The sequence below is a fragment of the Mycobacterium sp. pR1184 genome (genome assembly GCF_041287235.1).
GTDB lineage: Bacteria > Actinomycetota > Actinomycetes > Mycobacteriales > Mycobacteriaceae > Mycobacterium.
The window spans coordinates 240699-266237 of the sequence record NZ_JBGGKR010000007.1 but is presented as its reverse complement, the minus strand read 5'-3'; the positions used below and the strand labels follow the sequence as shown (position 1 = coordinate 266237).

The following is a 25539-nucleotide window of genomic DNA, read 5'->3' as shown; positions in this document are numbered from 1 at the left end:
ACAATGAGCCAGGATCCGGTCGAGACGACCCGCGGCCTCATGAGCCAGACCGCCCAGCTGCGACACGGTTTCCTCGACGTGTTGGGTGAATCGACCAGTGCGCCGGTGCCGACCGTCGCGCAGCGCGCCATGAACAGCCCGTTCGTCGCCGCGGTCTACGAACGGCTGTGGCGGCCGACCGCGTTCTACGCGGCCAGCGGCCTCACCCACCGGGCCGAACAGCGCCGGGCGGCATCGGCTCTACACCTGGCGACCGCTCACCGGTTGCTCGATGTCGCTTGTGGCCCAGGCAATTTCACCGCTCCTCTGGCCGCCGAACTGCCCGACGGCGGTCTGGCGGTCGGATTCGATATCTCCGAGTCGATGCTGACGCGGGCCGTCGCCGACAACAGCGGGCCGCACACCTGCTATGTCCGCGGCGATGCCCGCCTGTTGCCGTTCGGCGACGAAACCTTCGACGCTGTCTGCTGTTTCGGTGCGCTGTACCTGATGCCCGAGCCGTTCCGGGTGGCCACCGAGATGGTGCGGGTACTCAAACCCGGTGGCCGGATCGCGATCTTGACCAGCTATGCGCCGGAATCGGCCGCGGTGCGTCAGCTGACGACCGCCGTCGCGCGCAGCATCGGGCTCACGGTGTTCGGCCGGCGCGACTTCGTCGACCTGTTCTCGTCGGCCGGGCTCGTCGACATCGAACAGCAGACGCAGCGCGCGGTGCAGTTCGTCGTCGCGGCTAAGCCGGCGGTCACCGCCCAGGAGGCCTAGGAAGCCGCCTTGCCGACGCCGAGAATCCGGACCACCGGCGTGCCCTCTTCGCACTCGAGGACCCAGGGGTCGCCGCCGTTGACGGGCTCGGAGGTGAGCCTGAACATGATCGGCGCGCCGGTCCGCTGCGACATCTGCGTGCATTCGACCTGGAACAGCCGGTAGTCGCCCTCTTCGCCGATGGCCAGCGAAAAGCCCGGCCGAACGGATTCGACCGGGACCTTCTGCAGGTAGTACTTCGTGCTCATCCCCAACACATTAGAGCCGATGCCGTCTCTAATCCGAGGACGAAACACACTCTTATCGAATGTTCAGCTAAATTTTTTCTGACGGGCCCGCTTGATGCGTCTCGTCCGCGGTCGTGCCATTCAAGCACGCGTCCGGACCCGTCAAGGCGGGACTGAATTTGAGCGCGTCGACGAGTTCGTCGATCACCGTTGCGCCCCGCCCATTCAGCACGGCCTCGGAGAAACAGGTCTCCAGGTGGTTGTGCAACATCACCCGGTTCGTGCGCTCGAGCGCCGACTGCGCCGCGGAAATCTGCTTCATCACGTCCACGCAGTACGCGTCGGTTTCGAGCATCCGGATGATTCCGTCGAGGTGACCTCGAACCGTCTTCAGCCGATTGAGCGCCGCACGCTTCTTCGCTGTCAGCTCGTCCGCCATCATCATCTCTTTCGGCAGTCGCGCAACCGGGCTGAGCTGCGCTAATTGTCAGTCTACCCCACCCCTCCCCGGGAGGGGTAGCATGACGCCCATCGACCAACCCACGACAGGAGGATCACCCCCATGACAACGCCAACCGATGAAGGACCTCAGCCCACCGACGCCGTGGACGTGTCCGCGCCAAGGCGCCGCACGAGCCGGCTCAATCAAGCCCTGGCCTGGGTGGGCATTGTCGCCGGAGGTTTGTTCGTCGTCGCGTCCATTTTCTTCTCGGGGTACTTCCTGAGCTGGAGCATTGGCGGCAGCCACTACGCCGCGACGAGCAGGATGGACTGCTGCGACCAGATGAAATCCGGCGACCAGATGGCGCCGGGCCACATGATGCCCGGTATGACGACGGGCCCCGGCGGGATGATGGGTCCGCAGTCGCCCACCGCAGCGCCCCCCAGCCCGCCTCGGCCGTAGCCGCGAGGAGGGCAGATGTCGAGGCTGACCCGGCGTGCGGCGCTGGCCGCCGTCGGGGGGCGGTGCCGTTGCGCTGGGATTCGCACTTCGTGGAATTAGATGGCCGGCGCCGGGCGTGCGACTCGTCGATCACGGCGGCATGAACGTCGACCCTGCCGACATGAGCCGCTACATGGATATGTTCAACCGCCACAACGAAATAACTCGCACGGTCGAGGAAATCCCGGGTGGCATCCGCACGACCACGCAATCGAATTCACCCGATCTTGCGGCGCAACTTCAAGCGCACGTATCGAGCATGTACGCCCATCTCGACCAGGGCGCCGAAGTCATGTGCATGAGCGGCAGCCTTCCGACGCTGTTCAGAAACGCGAACGGCTACCGCCGCCAGTTGACCTTCACGCCCAACGGCGTGATCGCCGACGAAACCGCCGATGATCCTGTTCTCACCCACGCCATTCGGGCGCACGCGCTGGAGGTCACCGGGTTCGTTCGCGATGGAATGCCGCCGATGATGCGCGGGATGATAGGCCCCGGAATGATGGGACCCGGGATGATGGGCCCCCACTAGAGCCTCAGGCCGTCGTATCCGTCGCACCGAGACGTAGGTGCTCGATGTGGTACACGGCCTCGTCGAGCAGCTGGGCGACGTGGTTGTCGTAGAGGCGGTAGACGATGTTGCGGCCGTTGCGGTCGCCGGCAACCAGCCCCAGGGCGCGCAGTAGCCGCAATTGGTGAGACACCGCCGGCTGTTCCATGCCGACCGCCGTGGACAGTTCGCCGACCGAGCAAGGCGATTGCCGCAGCCGGGTCAGGATCATCAGCCGGTTGGGTGAGGCCAGCGCTTGCAGTGTCTCGGCGATCTTGATGGCCGAGACCGAGTCGAGCGTGGCCGGTGGCGTCACCCTGCCGTCGACTCCGTGCCCCATCTGCCTATTGAAGCACGCGCCCACAAACTGATGTGACATATGTAGAGCTTTACATGTATACATGCATAAGTGAATCGCCCCAAGAAGGAGGCCGCTTCGATGACGTGCACCACCGTGCAGCCGACACGCACGCCCTTGTCGGACACCGGGCGTTCACGCGTCTCGGGTCTGTGGTCGCTGGCGTCGATCCGGTGGGCCACGGTGGCCCTGGCCCTGTTCATGGCCGGGCTCGCGACGCAATTGCTGGGCGCTCCCGCCTGGACTTGGTGGGTCTTGTACCTGGCCTGCTACCTGACCGGCGGCTGGGAGCCGGCTTGGGAAGGCCTGCGGGCGTTGCGTTCTCGCACGCTCGACGTCGATCTGCTGATGGTGGTGGCCGCGATCGGCGCCGCAAGCATCGGCCAGATCTTCGACGGCGCACTGTTGATCGTCATTTTCGCCACGTCCGGCGCATTGGAGGATGCGGCGACCAAACGCACCGAGGATTCGGTCAAGGGGTTGCTCGACCTGGCACCCGATCGCGCCATCCGCCTGGACGCCGACGGGATCGAGGAATCGGTCGACGCCACCGATTTGCGCGTCGGTGATCTGGTCAGCGTGCGACCCGGTGAACGCGTATGCGCCGACGGTGTCGTTGTCGACGGCGCCTCCGATGTCGACCAGTCGTCGGTAACCGGGGAGCCGATGCCGGTAGCGAAGTCGGCCCGCGACGAGGTTTTTGCCGGAACCCTCAATGGCGCTGGGGCACTTCGTGTTCGCGTTACCAAAGACCCCTCCGACACCGTCGTCGCCCGCATCGTTGCCCTGGTCGCGGCGGCATCGGCCACCAAAGCCAAAACGCAACTGTTCATCGAGAAGGTCGAACAGCGCTATTCCGTGGGCGTCGTCGTAGCGACGCTCGCCCTGTTCGCGGTCCCCCTGATCCTCGGCGCCGACCTACGGTCCACGCTGCTTCGCGCGATGACGTTCATGATCGTGGCATCGCCGTGTGCGGTGGTGTTGGCGACCATGCCGCCGCTGCTCTCGGCGATCGCCACCGCCGGGCGCCGCGGTGTGTTGGTCAAGTCGGCGGTCGCGATGGAGCACCTGGCCGACACCACCCAGGTGACGATCGACAAGACCGGCACGCTGACGACGGGAACGCCACAACTGAGCGGTATCGCCGTGATCGAGGACTGCTACAGCGACGATGACGTGCTCCGAATAGCCGCCAGCGCAGAGCAATTCAGCGAACATCCGCTCGGGCGCGCGATCGTCGCCGCCGCCCGCGCACGCAGGCTGGCCGTTGCCGAAGCCACCGATTTTCAGGCTCTGCCCGGTCGGGGAGTGCGCGCGCGTGTCACCGACCGCAGCATCGAAGTGCTGAGCCCGCGCGCATTTCACAGCAACCCTGCCGCGGCGGCCAACCTCGAACGCCAAGGCACCACGGCCGTTCTCGTCGTCGTCGACGGTGCACCGGTGGGCGTTCTCGGACTCGACGACACCGTGCGCGAGGGAAGCCAGAGCGTGGTCCGCGCTATCGCCGCGATCACCGCGGGACCGCCGGTCCTGCTGACCGGTGACACTCGCCCAGCGGCAGAGCAGCTGGCCGCGCAGGTCGGGATCACCGATGTCCGAGCCGATCTGCTGCCCGAGGACAAGGTCGCCGCCGTGCGCCAGCTGCAGGCCGAGGGCCACCGGGTGTTGCTGGTCGGCGACGGCATCAACGACGCGCCCGCCATGGCCGCCGCGCACGCCTCGATTGCCATGGGCCGCAACGGAGCCGACCTCACCCTGGAAACCGCCGACGCCGTCACCGTCCGGGACGAACTCGCCACGATCCCGGCCGTCGTTGCGCTGGCCCGTCGGGCTCGCCGGGTGGTGATCGCCAATCTGGCCATCGCGGCGGCCTTCATCACCGGACTCGTCGTCTGGGACCTGTTCGGCCACCTGCCGCTGCCCCTCGGCGTCGCGGGCCACGAGGGTTCGACCATCATCGTCGCGCTCAACGGATTGCGGCTCCTGAGCGGGCGGGCCTGGCCGACGGCTGCCGATGCACCCGGATCGTGATGTAACGGATTGACGATCGTTACCGAAGATAGGGGCAGTGCATGGCTGTGCACTTCCCCGACTCCTAGGAGCGATATGACCGCACTGACGATGTTCCGCCCATGGACTACCCAGACGGTTCGTCGCTGCGGCGCGGATCGCGAACCGACGGCATGGGCAGGTTTCATCAGTGCGGCCTCCACGGCGGTTCGCCCCTTGGCGGTTGCGGCGGGCGTCCTCGCCGCCGGAGCAACGCTGCCTGCGCTCGCCCAGGCCGACACGTCCGGTGACGCAATCACCACCGCGCTGGGCGGCGCGGGTATCGGCAACAACGGCTCGCTGAGCAACACCATTGCCGGGCTCGGCCAGTCAATTTGCCCAGCCTTGGTAAAGCCGGGTGCGACGGTCGCGTCCGTCGCTTCGCAACTGTCGGGGAAGACGGGGCTTTCGGCGACCATGGCCGGGCTGGTCACCGGCATGGCGATCCAGATGGAATGCCCGGGCATGCTGAACTCGGTTGCCAACGGCAAGATGCCGTTCCCGCTGATGGGTGCCAACCCCGCGCCCACCCCGTTTCAGTTTCCCGGCCGCTGACCCCGCAGTGACCTAGCTGGCCACGAGGACTCCCCGAGCAGGGCTATCGTCTCGGTCAAGGTTATCGATCGGTAGGAAGGGTCCCCATGACGAGCTCCGTTGGCAGAGTGGCCGGCAAAGTCGCGTTCATCACGGGTGCCGCGCGCGGCCAAGGCCGAGAACATGCCGTCCGCCTCGCCGAGGAAGGCGCCGACATCATCGCCGTGGATCTGTGCGGCGACGTCGAGGGCGTGATCTATCCGGGAGCCACGGAGGCCGATCTCGAGGAAACCGTGGCGCTGGTCCAGAAGTTGGACCGGCGAATCGTGGCCGCGACGGCCGATGTCAGAAACCTGGTGAGCCTGCGCGAGGCGTTGCAGCGGGGAATCGACGAACTGGGTCGCCCCGACGTGGTGATCGCCAACGCCGGCATCAGCGGCAGTCCCGCACCCGCCGCGATGATCGAGGAAGCCGCCTGGCAGACGATGCTCGACATCAATCTCACCGGGGTCTGGCACACCATCAAGGTGGCAATACCGCATATGTCCGACGGCCGCGGCGGGTCCATCATCCTGGTGAGTTCCATGTTGGGGCTGCGCGGCGGCGGGTACATGGCCCACTACGCCTCGGCGAAGCACGGCGTGGTCGGCTTGATGAACTCGCTCGCGAATGAGCTTGCGCCGCAGTTGATTCGAGTCAATTCGATTCATCCCGGCAATATACGGACGCCGATGATCGACAACGAGCAGTTCCACCGCACGCTGCGGCCCGACCTGCCCAACCCCACGATGGACGACACGGCCGCCGTGCTGGGCCACTTCCATATGTTGCCGGTGCCGGTCATCGACGCGCGCGCGGTCAGTAACGCCGTGCTGTTTCTGGCTTCCGACGAGTCGCAGTACATCACCGGCGCCGCGTTGCCGATCGATGCGGGGGCCGTCGCGAAGTTCTAGCCCGGGCAGACCCCGCCCGAATGCGCGCAAGCGCTGCGCGCCCGCATTAGCTACTATCTACGTATGCATGCAGATAATGCTGCACCGCCGCTCGCCGAGGATCAGGTCAGCCTGATCGTCGAGGTCTTCCGGATGTTGGCCGACCACACCCGCATTCGGGTGCTGTGGGCGCTGACCGAGGGCGAGTCGTCGGTCAACGACCTGGCCGAAAAGGTGGACAAGCCCGCGCCGTCGGTGTCCCAGCATTTGGCCAAGCTGCGTATGGCTCGGCTGGTCCGCACCCGCCGAGCCGGCACCACGATCTACTACAGCCTGGAAAACGAGCACGTCCGCCAGTTGGTCATCGACGCGGTGTTCAACGCCGAACATGCCGGTCCCGGCGTGCCATCCCACCACCGCGGCGACCCCGACGTGCGGGGCATCACGACCGATCGCCGGCCACGGAAGGCCCGCGCACGATGAGCGATCACGGCCACTCGCACGAGCACGACCACCACGCTCACCGCCATCCGAAGGGACTGCGCGGCGCAATCAAGGAGATCTTTGCGCCGCATTCCCACGACGCCGCCGACAGCTTCGACGGCGAGCTGGAGTCCAGCGCCGACGGCATCCGCGCGGTCAAGATCAGCCTGCTGGTCCTGGGCGCGACGGCCCTCGCACAGATCGTCGTCGTGGTCCTCTCCGGCTCCATCGCGCTGGCCGCGGACACCATTCACAACTTCTCCGACGCCCTGACCGCCGTGCCGCTGTGGATCGCATTTACGTTGAGCAGCAAGGCCGCAACGCGCCGCTACACCTACGGCTTCGGCCGGGCCGAAGACCTTGCCGGGCTGTTCGTGGTCGCGATGATCACGCTGTCGGCGATCATCGCCGGGTACGAAGCCGTCGAGCGGCTGATCAATCCGCGGCCCATCGAGCACGTCGGCTGGGTCGCGGTGGCCGGACTACTCGGGTTCATCGGAAACGAATGGGTGGCGCTCTACCGCATCCGGGTCGGTCGCCGTATCGGCTCGGCCGCGCTTGTCGCCGACGGCCTGCACGCGCGCACCGATGGCTTCACCTCGCTGGCGGTGCTGGCCGGTGCCGGCGGCGTGGCGTTGGGCTTCCCGCTTGCCGATCCGATCGTCGGCTTGGTGATCACGGTGGCTATCTTGGCGGTGCTGCGCACCGCGGTGCGAGATGTGTTCCGCCGCTTGATGGACGGCGTCGATCCGCAGCTCATCGGCACGGCCGAAGCCGCCCTGGCCGCCCGGCCCGGCGTGCGTGCGGTGCGCAGTGTGCGGATGCGTTGGATCGGGCACCGGCTACATGCCGATGCCGAACTCGATATCGACCCCGCGTTGAGCTTGGCCGCCGCGCACCGAATCGCGCACGAATCCGAACACGATCTGATCCATGCCGTGCCCAGACTGACCACCGCGATGATTCATGCCTACCCGGCCGGGGGTACCAATGCGGCCCAGCAACATCGCGAGAGCATTGCGTCGCACACTCATCACCACTGACCAGTGCAGCTCCGCGGCACTCTATCGTCTATGGCGACCACACACTTTCGGCTACAGAAAGACGGCAATGATGCCAGCTAGTGATCGCCGGCCACGTCCGCCACTGCGTGTCGTCCCCTGGGGCATCGGCACGGTGGGCGCCGAGATCGTCACGACGATCATCGACCATCGACCCGATCTCGAGATCGTCGGCGCCCGGGTGTATTCCGACGCAAAGGACGGAGTCGACGTCGGCACCCTGGTGAGTCGCGACCCGATCGGTGTCACCGCGTCCACCGACGTCGACACGATCATGGAGCTCGACGCGGACTGCGTGCTCTACACGCCGCGCAACACCAACCTCGACGAGGTCTGCGCGCTGCTTGCCGGCGGGAAAAACGTTGCGACGACGGCATTCCTGTTCCATCCGCGCCGTATCGCGCCGGCCGACCGCCATCGGGTGCTGCAGGCTTGCCGAGCCGGCGACACCACGGTGCACGGCAGCGGGTTGAACCCCGGGAACCTCTCCGGCGCACTGCCGCTGACCCTGTCCGGCATGTGCCGCACCATCGACAAGATCACGCTGCAGGAGCGCGCCGACTGGTCGGTCTACGAAAGCACGTCAATCACGTTCGACAACATGCGCTTTGGCCGGCCCATCGAGGAGATCGGCCCCGAAGCCAGCGAGTTCCTGGCCTTCAACAGCGGGATCTTCACCGAACAGGTCTGGTTCCTCGCCGACACGCTCAACGCCGACATCGATGAGGTCACCGCGACCGTGCAGGCGGTTCCCGCCCGCGAGGATCATCAGATCTTCGATCATGTGCTGCGCGCGGGAACCACTGCGGGGCAACGGTGGAAGTGGTCGGGCCGGCGCAACGGCGAAGTGCTTGTCGAGATCGAAACACTGTGGACCGTCGGCGGCGAATACCCGGCCAATTGGCCCAAACCCCAGGACGGGTGGACACTGACGATCGAGGGCGACCCCTCGATGCGGACCCACTTCTTCTGCCTGGCCAGCTTCACCCGCGCCGCGAGCATGGCAGAACACGTCCGCTCGGCAAGCGTGGCCACCGGCATGCAGGTGCTCAACGCCGTGCCCGCAATCTGCGCGGCCCCACCGGGCTTCGCCACGGCGGCCACGCTCCCCCTGATTCGCAGCCACATCGGATTCGGCAACACGACCAAGGCGTGATCGGCTGCCCCACAAGGCTTTTGCGGTGTGCTGATTGGACACGAGTAGAGTTGGTCCGATGGCTGCCCCGACGTCGAATCAGCGGATGATCGCGGGGGTTGCCGCCGCGACGGTCTCGCTCGGAGTCGCCGCGCTGGTGGGCATCCCCTTCGGCGCGCGGGCGGATGCGCGCACCGCGATCGGCTCCGTGGTCGTCGACCTGACCCCGGGACCGGTCAAAGAGTGGGCGATTCAGACCTTGGGCTCGCTGGACAAGATCTTCTTGGCGATCGTCGTGCTCGTGGTGATCGCGACGATCGCGGCGCTCGCCGGCAGCTTCGAAACCAAGCAGCGTCCCGTCGGCAGCGCGGTCATCGCCGCGGCGGGCATCCTGGGCTGCGCCGCGGTGTTGTCCCAGCAGGACGCGACGTTGCCCGACGCGATCCCGACAGTCGCGGGTGCGGTCAGCGGCGTGGCGGCCCTGCGCTTTCTCACCCGCCGGTTCGGGCCGCAGGACCCCGACGGCGACGAGCCGGACGCACGCCGGCGCGCGCTGCTGGTGTACGGATTGCTCGGATTCGGCGTGGTGAGCGGTGTGGTGGGCGCGCTCGTCACACGATTGGTGCATTCGGTGGCCGCCGACCGCAACGCCGTCACGCTCCCCACCCCCCGCGCACCGGCCCCACCCATCCCCGCCGACGTCCAACCGAAAGGCGTCACGCTCCCGAGCTTTGTCACCGCTAGCGGCGACTTTTATCGGGTGGACACCGCGCTTAGTGTTCCCCAACTCAGCCACGGCGACTGGCGGCTGCGCGTTCACGGCATGGTGGACCGCGAAGCCACCTACAGCTTTGACGACCTGTCCCGTTTCGATGTCGTGGAGACGGTGGCGACGTTGATCTGTGTGTCGAACCCCGTTGGTGGAAAACTGATTTCGACGGGCGTGTGGACGGGCTACCGGCTGGCCGACCTGCTTGCGGCGGCCGGTGTGCATTCAAACGCCGACATGGTGCTCTCCACGTCGATCGACGGATTCACCGCGGGCACGCCGGTGCAGGCCCTCACCGATGGTCGCGACGCGCTGCTCGCGGTGGGCCTGAACGGTCAGCCGCTGCCGGTCGAGCACGGGTATCCGGCCCGGCTGGTGGTGCCCGGGCTCTACGGGTATGTGTCCGCCACCAAGTGGGTCGTCGACTTGGAGCTGACTCGATTCGACAAAGCAAAGGCGTACTGGACGCGGTTCGGCTGGGCGGCGCAGGCGCCGATCAAGACCGAGTCGCGCGTCGACGTGCCGGCGGACGGCCAGAAACTGCCGAGAGGATCCGTCGTGTTCGGCGGTGTGGCGTGGGCACAGAATCGGGGGGTGCGGGCCGTGGAGGTCCGCATCGACGACGGTGGATGGCAGCCCGCCGAACTTGGCGCCAGTTATTCCAATGCGACGTGGCGATTGTGGAGCTTCCCTTGGCAGGCGAAAACCCTTGGGAATCATAGCATTACAGTGCGCGCCACCGACAACACCGGAGCTACCCAAACTGCGGATCAAGTTCCCAGTGTCCCCGACGGCGCCACCGGCTGGCACACGGTGAACTTCACCGTGACGGAGAACTGACGAGCTATTTCGACGAAAGCTTGCGCCAACTGAATACCGCGATCGCGATGCCGATCAGCACCGTGATCGGACCGATGATCGACCAAGTTGTGGTGTTGCTCATCGGGCTACCACCCAACACCCCGAATCCCTGCAGCGCCCAGATCAGACCGAACACCGCGACGAGCAATCCGACCGCGAACATGACGACGAAACCCCTACTCATACCAGAAGCCTAGGCGCCATTGCGTCGATGCCCCACCCTGATCGCTACCTCGCGTGACGGCGTCGGGCCGCGGTGAGGGAATCCATTCTGCTTCAACTACTTTCGGCCCCGGGCGCCGGCCGCCGGCTGCCGGCAAACCGGTCGACCAAGACGTGCACGCGTTCTCTGACGTGGTTGGCGCGCAGGCGCCCCGTGGCGGCCAGTGTCACCAGTCCGTGCAGCGCCGCCCAGAACACCTCGGTCAGGGTGTCGGCGTCGTCCGCGTCAGCGACCCGACCGACCGCCTGACGCAACGCCGCGAACGCCTCCGCCAGCTGCGGGGGTGTGTCAGCGGCGGCGAATCGGAGCGCGGTTGCGCGGGTGAACATCGCGGCGTAGACGGCCGGGTTGTCGCGGGCGAAGTCCAGGTAGGCCTGCGCGATCCGGGCCAGGGCCACCTCGGCCGCGGCATCCACATCGGCACCTTGAATCGCCGCGGCCAGTTCCGCGTAACCATCGAGGGCGACGGCGTCGGCGATCTGTTCCATGCTCGCGAAGTGTTTGTACAGCACGGGCTGGCTGTACTCGATCTCATTGGCGAGCCGACGGGTGGTGACCGCATCCCAGCCTTCGGCCTCGGCCAAAGTGCGCGCGGTACTGACGATGAGCCGTCGTCGGGCCAGGTGTTCACGATCGCGGCGGTCCTTGATAGCCATGCCTGATGGTATCACCGCTAGTGGGAATAGCAATGCTATTGACGTGGTTCGGATGAGGGGTTAGCGTTGCTAACACTTCTGGAGAAGGGAACGAAAAATGCTATTCGACCTGCTCATCCGTGCCGCCGCAGTGGTGGCGGTACTGGGGACCGGCGTGGTGTACGGCACCGACGTGTTCTGTGCGATGGTGATGCGCCCCGCGCTGGGCCGGATCGACGACGACGCCCTGGTCACGGTGATGGGCCACGTGCACCGCTACGGCGATCGGCGCATGCCGGTGCCCGGCGTACTCGGCATCGTCGCCGCGGCCATCAGCGCGGCGACCGCGGCAGCCTTCGCGCACTGGTCCCAAGCGATCCCCTCGATCGTTGCGCTGGCTGCACTGCTGCTCTGGCTGCTGCTCTACCTGCGAATCAGCGCGCCCATCAACCGGCAGCTCACCGCCGCCGCCGAGCGCGGCGAAACGTTGCCGGACGGGCGTGCCCTACAGGCTCGGTGGGATGCCGTCATCAATGCCCGCGCGGCACTGCAGGGCCTGGCCGTGACCGCGTTGTGTGTCGTGCTGATGATCTGACCCGCCGACCGGTCTTCGCTCATCCAGACCGCACCTAGCAGAAGGAGCACACCACGCATGTTCGAGCTCAGGCTTTACACCCTGCGATCGGCGGAGGCACTTCGGCAATACGCCGACGTGCACTGGGCCCGTCACGTGGCGACCTTCGCCGCGTTCGGCGTCACCACCCACGGGGTGTGGACCGAACACGGCGGCAACACGAATCGGTTGGCCGCCGTGATCAGCTACCCGCCAGGGGCGAACTCCGAGGAGGTCACCCGGCGCGTCATGGCCAGCCCGGAATTCGCCGCCGACATGGCCGGCTTCGACGTAGCCGACATCCTCGACGTCCAGACCACACTGCTCGACCCGACACCTTCGTCCCCCATCCACTAATCGAACGGAGCACTCGACATGACCACCATCGGCTACGTCCTCGCCGGCGTCCTCGCCGCAGCCATCATCTTCATCGGCGCCCGGTTCCTGATCGCGCCGCGCGTCGCCGCCGCCGGCTACGGCGTGCCGGCCGATCCTGACCAACCCGCGGTCCGCGCTTACCTCGGCGTCAAGGGCATCCGCGACATCACCACCGGACTTTTCGTGATCATCGCGATGCTCGCGCAGGCCACTCATCTCGTCGGCTGGATCATGCTGGCCGCCACGGTGATCCCGATCGTTGACGCCACCATCGTGCTGCGCAACGGTGGAACCAAGTCAGTCGCCTACGGCGTGCACGGCGGCACCGCGGCAGTCATGCTCGTCGCGACCGCCCTGCTGTTGGCCTCCTGAGCACCACCCGCGACGCTGCGCGACCACCCCGCTGCTGCAACTTCACACTCATCTGCTGGACGGAACCGAGTTGTCGGACAAGGCAATCGAGCCCAGGATGATGAATTGACCAATGCAGCACACCATTGGGATGACGAAAGATAAGCGAAATATGCTGCGGTTCTTGCGAAATACCAGAAACGTGAGGACCTCGAGGATGATCAGGCTGCCGGTTGCGACTGCACCTATCAAGATAGCCTCTCGTATCTGCTTGCCTCGATCACAGTGAAGACCGTGCATCGTGCATTCGCCATGCGGATCGTCCAGGCTAGAGACCAGAAGAAAGACACTCAGCAGCAGCGTGAGGCCTACCAGCGCGGCATGTAGGACGGCGAGCACGATCGTCGCGGGATGGTATTTCGGCTTCGGGTGGCCCGGGGTCCGCGCGATCGACACGATTCGATTGTCCACAATTTCGTGGTTGCTGTTCGTATTTCGGCACCACTATGCGCCTGCGGGAATTCACCTGAGCATCAAAGCGGCTGCTGAGGCAACCGTGGGGACGTCGCAGCGGGCGGGCGAATGCATGGCCGGACCACAGAAAGCGTCCGTGCGTCTGCCACGGATCATCCGACCGCTGTCGGTTTACAGCGGCGAGTGAAGGAATCTCGCGATTTCGGAAACCTGTTGCCCCTGCGGCTTGTCCAACGTTGTTGACGACACACCCACTCGACAGAGGAGAAGTCATGGACATTGCGAACTTCGGCCGGATGCTCGTTGAGCACTACCTGCGTGAGCGCCGCCTGGTGTACCTCGTCGGGGGCGACGGAGAGTTTTGCGTGAAATTCGCCAACACCGAGCGCACCGCCGTCACGGCAATCTTCTTCTCCATGGAAGGACCCGACGGAAACATCGCTGTGGTGCGCGGCCGCGGCTCGGTGGATTTCGCGCCCGACCAGCACGCAAGGCTGACGGAGTTCGCCGATGAGTGGAACCGAACCAGACGCTGGCCCAAGGCGTACACGGTGGTCGGCGCCGACGGCGCACCGGAAGTCGTCGGCGAGTGCAGCTGGCTGATGGACAGCGAGTTTCCCTCGGAACTCTTTGACAGATGGATGACGCTCGTCGTAGACGCCGTCGTGACGCTTTTCGAAGAATTGACTGCGCGTCCGCTGTCGCCGACGGCCGCTGAACTAGACTCCTGGCTGCTGGGCAGGAGGTAGCGCGGTGGCGATCATGCCGCACTGTGTGGTCTGCGGATTCGAGCGCGGCTACCAGCAGGTCGAAGCGGTGAACTTCGCCGACTATGCGCCCGATTGGCCGCATCCGCGGTCGGCCGATGGTTCACCGATTGTCGGCTGGTCTAATTCGTTGGGCATCACGGCGACGCCGGGCACGGGTCTGTTTTGCCGCGCGCATCTGCGGCGGGCGCGCCGGTTACGGCGCTTGACCAGTACGGTGGCCGTCGAGATGATGTGCGCCGACGCCGACCGCGGATTCACCGGCTTGTTGCGGCGGCTGCGGCTCCGCTGGCGAGGAGCGTGAAAAGCGTTGACGCTATTGGCCTCCGGCTGCGGCTAAGACGCGGGCCGCGGTTCGGTCAATGCCAGTAGCTCGTCGTGCACGGTGTGCCACCTGTGTTGCAGCGGGACGAGCAACCGTGCGAGCTTGTCGGTGTTTTCCAGCTGAGTGTGGCGGCCGGCCTCGGCTTCACTGATCGCCTTTCGTCGCGCCTTGTCCTCGGCGATCGCGGAATCGATCCCCAGGTCCATGGCCTTGCTCAGCGACCAGGTCAGGCGTTGGAACCGGCGGACGGTGTCCGTTCTTATCAGCTCTGTCGCGTCGATGATCGCGTTTGCGATCCGGCGCGAAAGATCGTCGCGCTGCTGGGACTGGTTACGGAAGAACCGCTGCAACAGATACCAACCCAGGCCGGGCACCACCATCGGCCCCAATCCCACCCCGGCGGCGATGCCGACCGTGCCGGCGACAGCATTGCCGATATTGGAAATCATGATGGTGGCGAGGTACGACTGCTGCAGCGCGGCCATCGCGTCGGCCCGGTTTCGCGCGGTGCGGGTGGCCTCGGCCAAACAGTCGGCGGCGCTGAGACCGGGTGCGGCCATCTGTTGGGTCAGTGCCTTGATATCGACGAAAAGCAATCCCTGTACCAGGTCGTCGCCGAGTTCTTCCACTCGGCGATGCACCTCGGCAACGGTGTGTTCCTGCCACTCGCGCAGCTCCTGGTTGATCTGTGCTTCCAGCAGCTGAAAATCTTCGCGAGCTTTCGCGGCGACGACGCGATCGGCGTACTGCTCGCGGAGCTCCTTCGCACGTTGGCTACGGGCGTCGTCAGCGGCCCACTGCGCCTCTGTCATCAGTTCGTACAGCAACGACTGCCAGGCCTCACGATGTTGGCCCAGTGCCAACAACCGAGCGTTGACGGCGTCAAGCTCCTCGGTCTGTGCGGTCGGTTCCTGCAAAGCCTTACGACGTTGTTTGACTAAGGCATTCGCGGTCGACAGGGATTGTCGGATCTGCCGCAAAGCGTTGCGCTGCGCGAGGATGTGCTGGGTGGCGGCGATCTCGCGCAATGCCGCGCGCAGCGACTCGATACCGGATTCGGCCAGCGACTCGGCATCACCGTGCGCACCCTCGGCAGCCAGCTCGGCGGATACCGCAAGGAAGGTCAGGCCCTTCACCTGATCCGGCGGCAAGCGCTTCTTGATCACGGCGATGTCTTCGGCAAGGTTGGCGGCTCCGCCGTCGTCGGTGTTGTCCACCTTGGACAACACGAACACCACGTGGTCGATACTGGCCGCGGCCTCGACCAGAAAGCCCGCCGCGGCCAGCGAGAGCTTTTCACCTGCGGCGCAAACGAATACCAGCGCGGCGGCACCATCGAGCGCAGCCAACGTCGTCGAGGCCGCTGCGGTGTCGAGGCCACCGAAGCCCGGGGTGTCGAACAGTGTCAGCTGCGCCAACATCGGATCGTCGATCACCACTTCGACGAAGTCGACGACGCCGTCGGCAGGATCGCGGCGCACGGTCGCTGACGCGATGTCCGCCACGCCGACGGTTTCGGTCCGGCCGTCGGCGAGGCCCACTCGCGCCTCTTCGGGACTGCCGCCACCCACCGCGTACAGCAGCCGGGTGGGCTGCACGGGCAGGTCCGCACGGCCGAGTACCGCGTTGATCAGCGCGGTTTTACCCGCACCCACCTCTCCGAGGAACACGACTTTGGCCCGCTCCGATGGCCCTGTGAACGAAGGCAATTGGTGCACAGCCAGGCGCATCTCATGGTCGCGGTATACCTTTTCAAGGTCGGCGCTCAACGCGTCGATCTTGGCGTCCATGGACGATTCCGGCGCCGTCACGCGCGCACCCACTTGTACACGATGACTTCGGCCGGGGCCAGCAGCCGGTCGCCGTCGAGGTAGCCGGGAGTAAGGGTGCACGCGACCAGCCCGTCGGCGGTGGGGTCGGGAGCGGGCACGGTGTGGTCGACGCGGTGGTGAGTGGCATCCTTGAGTTCACCGGTGGGGTCGAACACCGACACACCGGCGGCGCGAAGGGCTTCGTCGAGGACGTCGGCTGCCAGCGGATCATCAAGTAATCCACGGACTTTCACGCACCCACTGACCAGTGCGCCGCGTTGCGCGGTCAATTCCGCAGCGGGCAGCGCTCGCTGCCGTCGCGGGATGAGCAGGCCGATCAGGACACCGGCCGCCGGAACCGGCAACGCCGCGAGGGCCAGCAACGACAACGTCGGGAGCCAGTCGATGTCGGCGGCGAACCCCGCTGACGTGATGAGTGGCGCACTGGTTACAGTCACGGCGCATCCTCGAGGCGGTGGCGAATGATAGAGGCGGAACGTACTGCGGTGCGGGCGATTTCGGATGCCAAACTATCCATAGCGGTGTTAGCGTAGGCTTGCCAGACGTTGATCGCCGTCGCGGCGGCGCCGGCGATCTGCGCCGGATCGTCTGTGGCGCAGGCCAATCGGCTTGCCGGGTCGGTCTCCTCGAACAGCCGCAAAAGGGCGCCGCGGGCAGTGTCATCACCGACCGTGCACGCGCCCGAGTACAGGGCGGCCAACGCGCGTAGCTCGTTCAGCGTATGCAGGGCATCACTGGAGCGCAGCACTTCGATGCCGTCGAGTAGCTCCTCGCGGACGTCGTCTGCTACCTCGGGTCGGCGCGCCAGCCTTTCGACTTCGGCGAGCAGGCGCGTCGTCTTGTGGACTGTCGCAGCGTTGACGAAGAGGCTGTTGATGCGTCGCTGCAACAGCCCCATCCCCGAAGCCCTGCGCATCGCGGAGTACAGCGCCGGTGTCGAACTGGACGCGTAGCCGGGCGCGCTGAACTCACGGATTCCTTGTATCGCAAGCCTTTCCACGAGTTCTATGCGGCGAGCCTGGGAGAGTTGGGTTTGGCTGAGAACCGCGGACTGCTGAAAGCGCGAAGCGGTGCGCAGCATCGGTATTCGTTGATCCTCGGGCAGGGCCGCGATGGTGTGCAACGCGTCGGTGTGGGTCTGGTTGAGCGCGCCGGTCTCGGTGGTTTCGGCGAGGCGGCCCATCACCGGCAGCACGCCGGCCAGCTGGCGCCGGAAGGTGGCCGCGTGGCTGTCTGCCACGGCACCCGCCGCGGTGAAGGGGTCGGGACCGGGATAGGTGTCAGCGCGGCTGAGCACGCCGATCGCGTTGGCGGGAAAGCTGTAGCGCGAGCGCGTTCGACGGCGAAACGCGTTGACGACGTCGCTTTCGCTGGCGCGGATCTCGGCATCGCCGAACACGAACAGCAAGACGTCGACGACACCGCTTGCCAGCAATGTCTCGGTCTGCCGGGCAAGCCCTGCATCGCCGGACAGCCCGGGCGTGTCGATGACGGTGAACGCGCGCAGCGGCTCGAACGACAACGGGACATCGAGGCGCTCCACGGCGGCGCCTTCGGGAATCGGCAACGTGTCGGGCAGTCGACGGTCGCTGGAATTCGGGTCGGCGACCAGCCACAGCGGGCCGCGACTGCCGTCGCGATAGATGATTTCGGGCTGTTGCGGCCCGAAGCGGTACCAGGTGACCACCCGGGTGCATTCGGTGGCGGCGGTGCGCGCAACGCGGTGACCGATCAGGGCGTTGACCAACGTCGACTTGCCGGCGTTGGTGTGTCCTGCGACCGCCAGCGTCATCGGCTCTGCGAAAGAGGCTGCTAAGCCGGCCAGTTCGCCATCCGGGTCGCCGAGCAGCCGAACGGCGTTGGCCATCAGTTCTGACACGTCCGACGCCAGCGTCCGCGTCACCGCCGCCCCCGTGGGCGCGCCGAGATACCTGCCATGTCCGTATTCGACAGCCGCAGCGCCGCCGAAGTTCTCTGGATCGGCGCGCTCGCGTGTGACACCCGGGTCGTGACGACCGGCATAGCGGAATGATAAGGGCGAACTGCCGAGGAGGGCTTGTTTCGCCCTTGGGCGCTGGATTGTCTGCCACACCCGGAATTGCGCCCGTATGCTACGGAGGACGTGCAGCCGGACCGTGAGCCACTCACCGCAGGTTCGCACAGTGCGGAGGCGCCGATGAGCGAGGTGTCCGGAGTGGACATTCCCGACGAGGCTGCCCTGGTCGAAGCCGCCAAGCAAGGTGACCGTCAAGCGATGAACCAGTTGCTGGCCAGACACTTCAAGACCGTCGATACGCTCTGCCGCCGCATGTTGCGCAACTCGTTGGACGCCGAGGACGCGCGCCAGGAGGCGTTGAAGCAGGCGGCGCACCGGATTTCGACGTTTGAGGGCCGGTCGTCGTTCAAAACCTGGATCTACGCGGTGACCAGCCGCGTCTGTTTGAACGAGATCGAGAAGATCACCCGCCACCCGACGACACCGTTCGACGACGAGTTCGACGGATCGTCGGCCCCGGTGGGCAGCCTGCGTCATGACCGCAGGCGCGTGCCGCGGCGCCCCGTGTCCGCCGACGACGTCGGACGCGTCTCACAGCGCCTCGATATCGACGCGGCCATGCGCGAGGTCAGCCCGGCCTACCACTCGGTGTTGGTGATGTATTTCTTCGGAGACATGTCCCTCGCCGACATCGCCGCCCGGCTGGACATCCCGATCAATACGGTCAAGACGAGACTGTTCAAGGGCAAGGCACAACTGGCCAAGCTGTTAGGGGAACCTGACGACCCGACGGCATTGTCCAACCAAGGTTCGGGATGAACCCGTCTTCCGAACAGCGCAACCAACCGCGACCAGCCGAGGTGATGATCCGATGAGCGATCACGACGACGGTGGGTTCGACGACGAGTTCTTCTTCGCCGACGACGCCGTCACCGATCAGGTGTTGCGCGACCTGCTGACCCAGATCCCGCACAGTCCCGACCCGACCGGTGAGATTCCCGCCGAAGCCCTGGCCGAAATCGATCGCGCCGTCAGCGCCGCCTGGCCCGACGGCACTCCGCCGAGCGCGGAGCAAATCGCGCGAGAAGACGGCGACGACACCCACCTGACCGACGATTCCGCATCCCATCACCCGTGGTCCGATCACGGGCATCCCGGCCACGGCGGCTACGGCCACGACGATCACCACGGCGGGGATCAGCAGCCCGACGACCACGGTCACCACGGACACGACGACGGCTGGCATTTCTGAGCCGGCGGCGCGCAGCGGGAACCTTTCATCGCAGTCGCGCTGTCTACCCAGCAGCGGGCACAGCGGCGGCCCACCCACCACCTGAAGGGATGCGTCGATGAGCGATTACGCCGAGCACACGTTTGGCGCCGGGGCCTTTCACGAGGCTTTTCACTCGGACCATGACCATCACCCCCACTTTGGCGGGCACGGCACTCATGACCTCATGCCCGGCATGCCTTACGCGCCGCCGGTCGGCTCCGGGTCCGAGCACGGCGACCCGACGCAGGCGGTCAGCTACTGGTTTGCCCAGCACGGCAGCGACTGTGTGCCCGCCTCGGTGACCCAGGTCCTCAGTGAAGCCGTCGGTCATCGGGTGCCCGAATCCGAGGTGCTGCAACGCATGACTGCGCTCGGCATGGCACTGCCGACCAGCACCCACGGCGTTGCGTTCGACGACGCCGAAAGGCTGCTGGACAGTTTCGGAATCCCGTCCCACCTCGAGCACCACGTCACGCTGGCCCGGCTGGAGGGCTACCTGGACCAGGGACGCAGCGTCATCCTGGGCGTCGACGCGGACCCGATCTGGCACTACCGCGACGGCGACTCCCAGGGCCCGGCTCCCCACGCGGTGATGATCACCTCGATCGACGAATCGACCGGCACCGTCACCCTGTCCGACACCGGCACCCCCCGGGGCAACGAGGAACAGGTGCCCCTGAACGTCTTCATGCACGCGTGGGGAGAACAGGGCAACCAGTTGGTGGTCACCGATTCCGAGATCGCGCATCATCCGGGACCGGCCCTGATGCCGCTGACGATCCACCCCTTCCCCGGCCTGCAACCGACACACAGCGTTCCACCATTGGCGAATCCTGAAGTGGGCGGCCTGGTCCAGCCGGGACACAGCTACGCGTTCCAAGCGGGTGACACGCTGTGGGACATCGCCGAACGCGCCTACGGCAGCGGAGCTCACTACGCCGTCATCGCCGAGGCCAACGGCATCGCCGATCCCGATCACATCGTCGCGGGCGCGGTCCTGACGATTCCCGAACGCACCGAGTAGCCGGCGGACGTCGTGAAGACCAGGACCGCGCGCTTCTCAGTGCAGCTGGCTGCGGCGCTGGCGATTGTCGCCGGCGCACCCGCGGCCCACGCCGACACCGACTACCAGTTCTTTCGGTCCCCTTCGGGAAACATCGCTTGCCTGTTGGGCACCGAGCCCAGCGGGCCGCAGGTGACCGCAACCTGCCAGGTCGGCACCCACACCTTTGCCGAACCGCCGCGCCCCGGCGGTTGCGCGGGCGGCTGGGGCGATCGTGTTTCGGTGACGCAGGGGCGGCCGGCGTCGATGCAGTGCCACACGGACACGCTGCTGCCCTCCCACGATCCGGTGCTGGCGTACGGGCAGAGCCGCTCCGCCGGCCCGATCACCTGTGTAAGTGCACCGTCCGGAATGACCTGTACCGATACGACGACCGGGCACGGCTTCTCGCTCTCGCAAGAGGGGTATCGGCTCAGCTGAACGCCGCACGGCATACCAGATCGACCGAGCCGACCTATATTTCACTCATGCCCGGTTGCCATGGGAGTCGCTGATGTGGTCGTTGGCGGTGGACTTCGGAACCACGGCGACCGCGGCAGCCGTGGGAATCCCCGCAACGCAACCGGCGGCCCTGGTGCTGGCCAACGGCGCCATGACCATGCCCTCCTCGGTTTTCGCCGAGCGCGGCGGCGCATTACTGGCCGGGGAGGACGCCGACAACTTCGCCGCCGACGACTGGCAGGCCTATGAGCCGACGCCCAAACGCCGCGTCGACAGCGATCGTATTCGCTTGGGCCACAATGAATACAGCCCGGCACAACTGATCGGCGCGGTGATCGGCCCCATCATCGCCGAAGCCGTCCGACAACGAAACGACGAGCCGCCGGCGCGATTGGTCCTCACCCATCCGGTCCGCTGGCGAAAGACTCACCGCGATCTCCTGGCCGAAGCAGTACGCACCGGATTTGCCGGCAGCGGTGGTATCGAGCTGCCCACACCTGAATTCGTCAGCGAGCCGGTGGCCGCGGCGCACTGGCTCGCCCGGCGCAACCCACCACGACCGGGCGACTTCGTCGCCGTCTATGACCTCGGCGGCGGCACGTTCGACACCACGGTGCTGCGCGCCCAGCCCGACGGCAGGTTCGACGAGGTGGTCGCCCGAGGCATCAGCCCGCTGGGCGGGTTCGACTTCGATCAGGCCCTGTTCACTCACCTGGGCGAGCGCTACATCCACCCCGCCGACCCCGGGCTCTGGACTGGGCTGGCGGACCCCGCTACCGAGGATCCCACCGTGCTGCGGCAGCGGCGCCAGCTGCGCGACCGCGCCCGATTGCTCAAGCACAGGCTGACGACCGCGAAGGAATTCGCGTTGAGCCTGCCGGGTGTCGGTGAACCGGTCACGGTCACCCGCTTCGACTATGAGTCGCTGATCCGGGCTCACGTCGTGGCCACGACCACCGAACTAAGCGAAACGATTTCCGATGCAGGACTTGATATTGACGACATCAGCGTCATCTATCGCGTCGGTGGAGCAGCCATAACACCACTCGTGCGCGCCGAACTCGACGACCTACTGCGTCCTCGCGACGGCCGCGCCTGGTCACCTTCGGTTCAGACGGACGAAGAGCACTGGAAGCTCGTGGTCGCCCTCGGAGCCGTGACGATGCCGGCTGAGCGGACGCAGCATCAACGGCCGAGGCGCAGGCCCGTGACTACCACCGAAACCCCGCCGGCATCAGCTGCGGCCTCCGACCCCACCGCCGCCGTCCGGTCGCTCGAACGTCAGGTAGCCGGTACCGATCCGGAGCTCGCATCGATTGCGGCCGTACAATTGGCGCGAATCCCGTTGCTGGACAGGCTGACTGCCCGTCACGATGGCGCTTTGAGCGCAGCCACGGTGGGCGATTACGGGTTGGCCTGCACCGAACTCGAGGCCGTCGTCCGAGAGCGCACCGCGACGCTGGGCGCCCAGCACTCCGACACCCTGCAGTCTCGTCGGTTGTTGGCGCAGTTCCGGATGCTGTCCGGCGAAACTAACCGTGCCGCAATCGAATTCGCCGAGATGTCCAAGACCTACCGCGCTCTGAACGATCCGTGGGCGCTGGTGTGCGATTACTACCATTCACAATGCGCCAACGACATCGCCGTCGACACGGGTTACCTATCCCGACTGCACGAGGCCGCAGCCACATTGTGCGCGCAGCACGTGCAGCAATTCGGGCCCGACTCCGACGAGACGGTGTCGGCGCGCCATGCGCTGGTGCAGTTGTATGAGCTCGATGGCCGTCGTCGGGACGCCATCGACGAGTACCGCCACCTGGTCGAAGCGATGTCGAAACTCCGCGGTGCCGAGCACTCCGACACCTTGCAACTGCGGCTGCGGCTGGGCGTGCTGCTCCGGTCGATCAACGATATGGACGCCGGGCTGTCGGAGCTGCAGGCCGTTGTCGCCGCACTGGCCGAATCGCGCGGAGCCGACGACGCCGACACCTTGGTCGCGCGCGTGCAATCGGCCGACAGATCCGGGCTGGCCCACGGGGCACCGGCCAGCGCGGCCGACTGGACGTCGATACTGCACGACGCGAACGCCAGGCTCGGGCCCGATCACCCGGTCACGCTCTACGCCGCCCACGCCCATGCCATCTGGCTGGCCGACGACAAGCGGTACGCCGAGGCGCTCACCGAACTCGAGGCGGTCACGGCCGCGCGCACCCGGGTGCTCGGCCCCCGCAACCTCTGCGCGCTGCAGTCCCGCTGGCAGCTTGCGGTCGTCGCGGGCCACGCGGGCTACCCCGCCCGCGCCGCCGTCGAGCTGAAACGGGTGTCGTCCTACGCGAAAGCCTTTCCGGCCGTTGCGCTTTCGTGCGAAGGCCGGATCAACATTGCCGGGCTGACCGCCGACCTCAAGGCGTGGTGGGCGAGGTGTTCGGCATTGGCGCGCCGACGCTATGCGGTCGCGAACGGAACATCCGAGGAGCGCGCCGCCGCGACAAGGCAGGCGTGGCTGCGGTTTTGAACCGCTAGCCGAGACTCGCGCGGGAACCTTTCGCCACCGCCGACCCTCACATCCTGCAGCAGCCGTCGGCTGCCGAGCAACGATGAACCATCTGAGGAGTCGACATGAACACCACCACCATCCGCAAGATCCTGGCCGCTGCCGCCGCTCTGGCGGCGATCCCCACGGGAGCGCTGGCCGCCGCCGGCCCGGCAAGCGCCGAAAAGCCACAGATCGGCCCCGCCGATCAGCAATTCATCTCCGCCATCAGCAAGGAAGGGATCGGCTTCGACGCGCCCCAGGACGCGATCGCCGACGCCCAGAGCGTGTGCCAGGCCCTGGCCGGCGGCGGCACCGGCGGACAGCTGGTCAACGACATCACCGCGCACACCGACCTGACGCGCCGGCAGGCCGCCGTGTTCCTGGTCCAGTCGGTGCACACCTACTGCCCCGCCGAAACCGGACAACTCACTGCCAAGTAAGCCTGGCCGGACAGGTGCCCCGGATCTCGACCGATCCGGGGCACGTCCGTGTCGTCACCGCACCGTGGTCGGGAAAGTGGAGGGAATCGAGACGTGAACGGAAGGAAAGGTAGGCACCGGATTGCGGGGATGGATCCAACTGTCCCAATGCAATGCCACATAAACGATCAAGGCACCGAGAAGAAACAGACCACCGCCCCCAGCTACCTTGGCGGGACTGACTTTTCGCGGAACGTCGGGAACATCGGGACGTCGCCGAGCGGGGTCGGGGTCGGGGCTATTCTCGGCCGAATTATCGTTCACGCTGATCACCTGTCTCTGCAGTTGTCCGACATGCAGCAAAGCGCTCACCAGCCGACTGTGACCCGATGAAGCCTACCAATGGCCTTCGGTGACTGCCAGGCCAGAACTAGTCCACGAACGTGGCATGAGCGGCTGCGCTCTATGCCCTCCGTCGTCAGTGACCGGTACGCAACTCCCACGGCTGCATGCGCAGCGCATCGGCCAGGTTTCGCTGCAACTCGACGCCGGCGGGCAGCGGACGCCAAAATATCGTCACCTCGGCGATCCTGCCGTCTGCGTCGAGCAAGATGTAGTCCATCCCGTCGACCGCGTTGGCTCCGATCTGGAGCCGGAAGTATGCGGCGTGGTGGGTTTCGCCGCTCAGGACCTCCTGGTAGGTGAGGTCGCCGGCGACCAGGCCAACCGTCCGCACGGCTTCCAGGACTGCTGACGGGCTCTCGGTTAGATCGCGGACGTGCCGCCGTCGACCACCAACTCGATACCGTTGACGTAGCTCGAGTCGTCGGAGGCGAGGAACAACGCGGCCGACGCGATCTCCCCCGGGCTGCCCATCTGTCCCCGCGGGATCAGGGACTCGAACTGGGCCTTCGTCTGCTCGTCGAACAATTCTTCTTGCTTGGGGGTGGCCACTTGACCGGGCGTCAGCACGTTCACCCGGATCTTTCTGTCCTTCAACTCCGCCAGCCACACTCGGGCGTAGGCGGGCAGCACGGCCTTGCTGGCGGCGTACACGCTCCACTCGGGGTAGCCCTTGAGCGAGGCGTTCGACCCGGTCATGAAGATCGAGCCGCCGTCGTTGAACAGCGGCAGCGCCTTCTGCACGGTGAACAGGGTGCCGCGCGCGTTCAGCCAGAAGGCGGCGTGGAAGTGCTCCTCGGTGATCTCGCCGAGCTTGCCCTGCTCACCCGTGCCGGCACTTGCCCACAACACGTCGATGGAGCCCTTCTCGTGTTTGACCGTGTCGAACAAACGGTCCAGGTCGTCGAGGTTGGCCGCATCGGCCTGAACGCCGGTCACGTTCCGGCCGATCTGCCGGACGGCGTCGTCCAGGGCGTCCTTCCGCCGGCCCGTAATGAAGACATGAGCTCCTTCGTCAACGAACAACTTCGCGCCGGCCAAGGCCAACCCACTTGTCGCCCCGGTGATCACCGCGACTTTGCCGTCAAGTTTTCCCACGATCACTCCGTTCGTTCGACCTCTTTATGTACACCGATCAGAGTGCTTA

General features: G+C 66.2%; 32 protein-coding genes and 1 pseudogene. 21 read left to right on the top strand and 12 right to left on the bottom strand.

The window, feature by feature from the left end; translation table 11 throughout:
• The first annotated feature begins 3 nt into the window (after nucleotides 1-3).
• Entirely contained in the window at nucleotides 4-762 is a 759-nt protein-coding gene (locus ACAG21_RS15080) for a class I SAM-dependent methyltransferase (RefSeq protein WP_370496906.1), read from the top strand.
• Here ACAG21_RS15080 and ACAG21_RS15075 read toward each other — a convergent pair.
• A complete protein-coding gene (locus ACAG21_RS15075) occupies nucleotides 759-1010 on the bottom strand; it encodes a hypothetical protein (RefSeq protein WP_370496905.1) in 252 nt (83 codons plus the stop codon). The genes ACAG21_RS15080 and ACAG21_RS15075 overlap by 4 nt on opposite strands.
• Nucleotides 1011-1077: 67 nt before the next feature.
• Nucleotides 1078-1428, bottom strand: coding sequence for a metal-sensitive transcriptional regulator (locus ACAG21_RS15070; RefSeq protein ID WP_370496904.1), 351 nt, complete (start codon nucleotides 1426-1428; stop codon nucleotides 1078-1080).
• Between the two features lie 123 nt (nucleotides 1429-1551).
• Here ACAG21_RS15070 and ACAG21_RS15065 point away from each other — a divergent pair, with 123 nt between their 5' ends.
• Together ACAG21_RS15065 and ACAG21_RS15060 are read left to right on the top strand one after the other, a co-directional pair.
• Nucleotides 1552-1893: a hypothetical protein gene (locus tag ACAG21_RS15065; protein ID WP_370496903.1), complete on the top strand. Its 342-nt coding sequence runs from the start codon at nucleotides 1552-1554 to the stop codon at nucleotides 1891-1893.
• 15 nt (nucleotides 1894-1908) lie between these two features.
• A pseudogene (locus ACAG21_RS15060) lies at nucleotides 1909-2464 on the top strand (hypothetical protein).
• 4 nt (nucleotides 2465-2468) lie between these two features.
• Here the strand turns inward: ACAG21_RS15060 and ACAG21_RS15055 are convergent.
• Nucleotides 2469-2822: a metalloregulator ArsR/SmtB family transcription factor gene (locus tag ACAG21_RS15055; protein ID WP_342926857.1), complete on the bottom strand. Its 354-nt coding sequence runs from the start codon at nucleotides 2820-2822 to the stop codon at nucleotides 2469-2471.
• Between the two features lie 99 nt (nucleotides 2823-2921).
• Between ACAG21_RS15055 and ACAG21_RS15050 the strand changes: the two genes are divergently transcribed.
• The 7 genes from ACAG21_RS15050 (at nucleotide 2922) to ACAG21_RS15020 (ending at nucleotide 10643) form a co-directional block, all read left to right on the top strand.
• Nucleotides 2922-4871: a heavy metal translocating P-type ATPase gene (locus ACAG21_RS15050; RefSeq protein WP_370496996.1), complete on the top strand. Its 1950-nt coding sequence runs from the start codon at nucleotides 2922-2924 to the stop codon at nucleotides 4869-4871.
• A gap of 75 nt (nucleotides 4872-4946) precedes the next feature.
• On the top strand, nucleotides 4947-5444 hold the full coding sequence (locus ACAG21_RS15045; RefSeq protein WP_370496902.1) for a DUF732 domain-containing protein: 498 nt from the start codon (nucleotides 4947-4949) through the stop codon (nucleotides 5442-5444).
• A gap of 86 nt (nucleotides 5445-5530) precedes the next feature.
• Entirely contained in the window at nucleotides 5531-6376 is an 846-nt protein-coding gene (locus ACAG21_RS15040) for a mycofactocin-coupled SDR family oxidoreductase (protein ID WP_370496901.1), read from the top strand.
• Between the two features lie 63 nt (nucleotides 6377-6439).
• Nucleotides 6440-6838 carry an ArsR/SmtB family transcription factor gene (locus ACAG21_RS15035; RefSeq protein ID WP_370496900.1) on the top strand — a complete coding sequence of 133 codons (399 nt, stop codon included), beginning with the start codon at nucleotides 6440-6442 and terminating at the stop codon, nucleotides 6836-6838.
• A complete protein-coding gene (locus tag ACAG21_RS15030) occupies nucleotides 6835-7881 on the top strand; it encodes a cation diffusion facilitator family transporter (RefSeq protein ID WP_370496899.1) in 1047 nt (348 codons plus the stop codon). The genes ACAG21_RS15035 and ACAG21_RS15030 overlap by 4 nt, the downstream gene beginning before the upstream one ends.
• A 70-nt stretch (nucleotides 7882-7951) precedes the next feature.
• Nucleotides 7952-9055 carry a dihydrodipicolinate reductase gene (locus tag ACAG21_RS15025; protein ID WP_370496898.1) on the top strand — a complete coding sequence of 368 codons (1104 nt, stop codon included), beginning with the start codon at nucleotides 7952-7954 and terminating at the stop codon, nucleotides 9053-9055.
• Nucleotides 9056-9113: 58 nt separating this feature from the next.
• Complete coding sequence (locus tag ACAG21_RS15020) at nucleotides 9114-10643, top strand: molybdopterin-dependent oxidoreductase (protein ID WP_370496897.1); 1530 nt, start codon at nucleotides 9114-9116, stop codon at nucleotides 10641-10643.
• Nucleotides 10644-10647: 4 nt separating this feature from the next.
• Here ACAG21_RS15020 and ACAG21_RS15015 read toward each other — a convergent pair whose 3' ends face one another.
• Both ACAG21_RS15015 and ACAG21_RS15010 read right to left on the bottom strand, forming a co-directional pair.
• On the bottom strand, nucleotides 10648-10848 hold the full coding sequence (locus tag ACAG21_RS15015) for a hypothetical protein (protein WP_370496896.1): 201 nt from the start codon (nucleotides 10846-10848) through the stop codon (nucleotides 10648-10650).
• 92 nt (nucleotides 10849-10940) lie between these two features.
• Nucleotides 10941-11543 (bottom strand): TetR/AcrR family transcriptional regulator, encoded by a 603-nt coding sequence (locus ACAG21_RS15010; RefSeq protein WP_370496895.1) that lies wholly within the window; start codon nucleotides 11541-11543, stop codon nucleotides 10941-10943.
• A gap of 97 nt (nucleotides 11544-11640) precedes the next feature.
• Between ACAG21_RS15010 and ACAG21_RS15005 the strand changes: the two genes are divergently transcribed.
• Genes ACAG21_RS15005 through ACAG21_RS14995 form a run of 3 tightly spaced genes read left to right on the top strand, consistent with a single transcriptional unit; the run spans nucleotide 11641 to nucleotide 12885 of the window.
• On the top strand, nucleotides 11641-12117 hold the full coding sequence (locus ACAG21_RS15005) for a DUF1772 domain-containing protein (protein WP_370496894.1): 477 nt from the start codon (nucleotides 11641-11643) through the stop codon (nucleotides 12115-12117).
• A 57-nt stretch (nucleotides 12118-12174) separates the two neighbouring features.
• Nucleotides 12175-12492, top strand: a complete 318-nt coding sequence (locus ACAG21_RS15000; protein ID WP_370496892.1) for an NIPSNAP family protein — start codon at nucleotides 12175-12177, stop codon at nucleotides 12490-12492.
• Between the two features lie 18 nt (nucleotides 12493-12510).
• Nucleotides 12511-12885, top strand: coding sequence for a DUF4267 domain-containing protein (locus ACAG21_RS14995; RefSeq protein ID WP_370496891.1), 375 nt, complete (start codon nucleotides 12511-12513; stop codon nucleotides 12883-12885).
• A gap of 48 nt (nucleotides 12886-12933) precedes the next feature.
• On the opposite strand, the gene ACAG21_RS14990 is transcribed toward ACAG21_RS14995, so the two are convergent.
• Complete coding sequence (locus ACAG21_RS14990; RefSeq protein ID WP_370496890.1) at nucleotides 12934-13320, bottom strand: hypothetical protein; 387 nt, start codon at nucleotides 13318-13320, stop codon at nucleotides 12934-12936.
• A gap of 290 nt (nucleotides 13321-13610) precedes the next feature.
• On the opposite strand from ACAG21_RS14990, the gene ACAG21_RS14985 reads away from it, so the two are divergent.
• Both ACAG21_RS14985 and ACAG21_RS14980 read left to right on the top strand, forming a co-directional pair.
• The gene (locus tag ACAG21_RS14985; protein WP_370496889.1) at nucleotides 13611-14087 is read left to right on the top strand and encodes a YbjN domain-containing protein; all 477 of its coding nucleotides are present in this window, start codon (nucleotides 13611-13613) and stop codon (nucleotides 14085-14087) included.
• A gap of 4 nt (nucleotides 14088-14091) precedes the next feature.
• Entirely contained in the window at nucleotides 14092-14409 is a 318-nt protein-coding gene (locus tag ACAG21_RS14980; protein WP_370496888.1) for a hypothetical protein, read from the top strand.
• A gap of 32 nt (nucleotides 14410-14441) precedes the next feature.
• On the opposite strand, the gene ACAG21_RS14975 is transcribed toward ACAG21_RS14980, so the two are convergent.
• From ACAG21_RS14975 to ACAG21_RS14965, 3 genes are read right to left on the bottom strand one after another with little or no spacing between them, the layout of a single operon-like run.
• Complete coding sequence (locus ACAG21_RS14975; RefSeq protein ID WP_370496887.1) at nucleotides 14442-16241, bottom strand: dynamin family protein; 1800 nt, start codon at nucleotides 16239-16241, stop codon at nucleotides 14442-14444.
• On the bottom strand, nucleotides 16238-16699 hold the full coding sequence (locus tag ACAG21_RS14970) for a nucleotide exchange factor GrpE (protein ID WP_370496886.1): 462 nt from the start codon (nucleotides 16697-16699) through the stop codon (nucleotides 16238-16240). The genes ACAG21_RS14975 and ACAG21_RS14970 overlap by 4 nt, the downstream gene beginning before the upstream one ends.
• Nucleotides 16696-18165 (bottom strand): GTPase, encoded by a 1470-nt coding sequence (locus ACAG21_RS14965; protein ID WP_370496885.1) that lies wholly within the window; start codon nucleotides 18163-18165, stop codon nucleotides 16696-16698. The genes ACAG21_RS14970 and ACAG21_RS14965 overlap by 4 nt, the downstream gene beginning before the upstream one ends.
• A gap of 273 nt (nucleotides 18166-18438) precedes the next feature.
• On the opposite strand from ACAG21_RS14965, the gene ACAG21_RS14960 reads away from it, so the two are divergent.
• The 6 genes from ACAG21_RS14960 (at nucleotide 18439) to ACAG21_RS14935 (ending at nucleotide 24011) form a co-directional block, all read left to right on the top strand.
• Nucleotides 18439-19077, top strand: coding sequence for an RNA polymerase sigma factor (locus ACAG21_RS14960; RefSeq protein ID WP_370496884.1), 639 nt, complete (start codon nucleotides 18439-18441; stop codon nucleotides 19075-19077).
• 52 nt (nucleotides 19078-19129) lie between these two features.
• Entirely contained in the window at nucleotides 19130-19510 is a 381-nt protein-coding gene (locus ACAG21_RS14955; protein ID WP_370496883.1) for a hypothetical protein, read from the top strand.
• Between the two features lie 97 nt (nucleotides 19511-19607).
• Nucleotides 19608-20555, top strand: coding sequence for a LysM peptidoglycan-binding domain-containing protein (locus ACAG21_RS14950; RefSeq protein ID WP_370496882.1), 948 nt, complete (start codon nucleotides 19608-19610; stop codon nucleotides 20553-20555).
• A 12-nt stretch (nucleotides 20556-20567) separates the two neighbouring features.
• Nucleotides 20568-21014, top strand: coding sequence for a DUF6636 domain-containing protein (locus tag ACAG21_RS14945; protein ID WP_370496881.1), 447 nt, complete (start codon nucleotides 20568-20570; stop codon nucleotides 21012-21014).
• 73 nt (nucleotides 21015-21087) lie between these two features.
• Complete coding sequence (locus ACAG21_RS14940; protein ID WP_370496879.1) at nucleotides 21088-23550, top strand: Hsp70 family protein; 2463 nt, start codon at nucleotides 21088-21090, stop codon at nucleotides 23548-23550.
• Nucleotides 23551-23654: 104 nt separating this feature from the next.
• Nucleotides 23655-24011 carry a DUF732 domain-containing protein gene (locus ACAG21_RS14935; protein ID WP_370496878.1) on the top strand — a complete coding sequence of 119 codons (357 nt, stop codon included), beginning with the start codon at nucleotides 23655-23657 and terminating at the stop codon, nucleotides 24009-24011.
• A gap of 54 nt (nucleotides 24012-24065) precedes the next feature.
• Here ACAG21_RS14935 and ACAG21_RS14930 read toward each other — a convergent pair whose 3' ends face one another.
• The 3 genes from ACAG21_RS14930 to ACAG21_RS14920 form a co-directional block, all read right to left on the bottom strand.
• Nucleotides 24066-24362: a hypothetical protein gene (locus ACAG21_RS14930; protein WP_370496877.1), complete on the bottom strand. Its 297-nt coding sequence runs from the start codon at nucleotides 24360-24362 to the stop codon at nucleotides 24066-24068.
• A gap of 106 nt (nucleotides 24363-24468) precedes the next feature.
• Complete coding sequence (locus ACAG21_RS14925) at nucleotides 24469-24726, bottom strand: hypothetical protein (protein ID WP_370496876.1); 258 nt, start codon at nucleotides 24724-24726, stop codon at nucleotides 24469-24471.
• Between the two features lie 29 nt (nucleotides 24727-24755).
• Complete coding sequence (locus ACAG21_RS14920) at nucleotides 24756-25490, bottom strand: SDR family NAD(P)-dependent oxidoreductase (RefSeq protein WP_370496875.1); 735 nt, start codon at nucleotides 25488-25490, stop codon at nucleotides 24756-24758.
• Nucleotides 25491-25539 lie beyond the last annotated feature (49 nt).